Consider the following 1,141-nt stretch of genomic DNA (forward strand, 5'->3'; position numbering starts at 1 on the left):
ACAAATGATAGGCCTCGATCACCTTGCGCTCCTCGTCGGCGACGAGATCGACGGTGAGATCGTGCTTCGCCTTGAATTTGTCGTGTTTCTTCACGCTATCGGGGGACAGCCCGATCACTTCGACGCCGGCCTTCTCGAACTCCGGTTTCAACTGCGAGAAGCCGATCGCCTCATTGGTGCAGCTTGTGGTGTCGTCCTGCGGGTAGAAGTAGAGTACAACGGGCTTGCCCCGAAGCGCGGCGAGACTGAGGGAGCCGCCGCCGTCACGCGGAAGATCGAATTGAGGCGCTGCGTCGCCCACCTCGAGATCAGCCATATCGATGCCCTTGTTTGCGGTTACGCGTGGGAACGCATCGATATAACGTGAGGCGGGGATTCGTCCATGACGAGTTCGTCACAACGGAAGATTGCTTGGATCAGGAAGACCCGCAGCACGAGAAGATCAGGTTCAGGCGTGACGAGATCACCGACCTGGCGAAGCTCCCGTCCGCTTGCAGCGTGCCGCCGCTTGGCCGCGCGGTGGTGCGGCGGCGCTTCCGCGTCCTCGGCCGCGTGTTTGCCGGGCTTTGCGCACTCGTGCTTCTGGCGGCGGCGGGCGTCTATGTCCTGGGGGCCTCGGGCATCGGCACGGAACGGCTCCGGGCCGAGGCGGAGACCGCCATCGAGAAGCTGGCAGGGGTCGATGTCAATGTCACCGTCGGCGCGGCGCGGCTGACGCTGGACGGATCGAGCTTCATTGCCCTGCAGGTGAACGATGTCAGCCTCAAGACGGCTGACGGCAAGCCGATGGCCGATATCGGGCGGGTGCGTTTCGGCATGCGCCTGCTGCCGCTGCTTTCCGGCGATGTCCGGCTGACCAGCGCCAGATTCTCCAACGCCCACATCGTCGTGGCGGCCATGCCTTCCGGCGGCGGTGACTGGACGGCGGCGCTGCGCAACGAGAACGGGCTTGTTGACCCGGAGAAAGTGTCGGCGGCGGCGTTCGCAAGCGTCAACGACGCGCTGGATACCGTGCGCGAGGACTCGATACGCCAGATCGATTTGCACAACGTCGAGTTCGAATTGCCGGACACAGGGCTCGTCAAGCGCGTGACCGTCACCTCGGCAACTGTCGCGCAGACCGGTACCGGGCGCATGCAGT

At 64.1% G+C, this 1,141-nt stretch carries 1 protein-coding gene and 1 pseudogene; one reads left to right on the plus strand and one right to left on the minus strand.

Features of this window, described 5'->3' with window-relative positions; all coding sequences use genetic code 11:
• Positions 1-316 (minus strand): peroxiredoxin (locus EOA28_RS36500; RefSeq protein ID WP_148671139.1); only part of this gene is annotated, 316 nt, incomplete at its 3' end.
• A 95-nt stretch (positions 317-411) separates the two neighbouring features.
• Between EOA28_RS36500 and EOA28_RS36505 the strand changes: the two are divergent.
• Positions 412-1,141: pseudogene (locus tag EOA28_RS36505) on the plus strand (hypothetical protein); the annotation flags it as partial.

It is taken from the genome of Mesorhizobium sp. M2A.F.Ca.ET.067.02.1.1 (assembly GCF_004023285.1).
Taxonomy (GTDB): Bacteria; Pseudomonadota; Alphaproteobacteria; order Rhizobiales; family Rhizobiaceae; genus Mesorhizobium.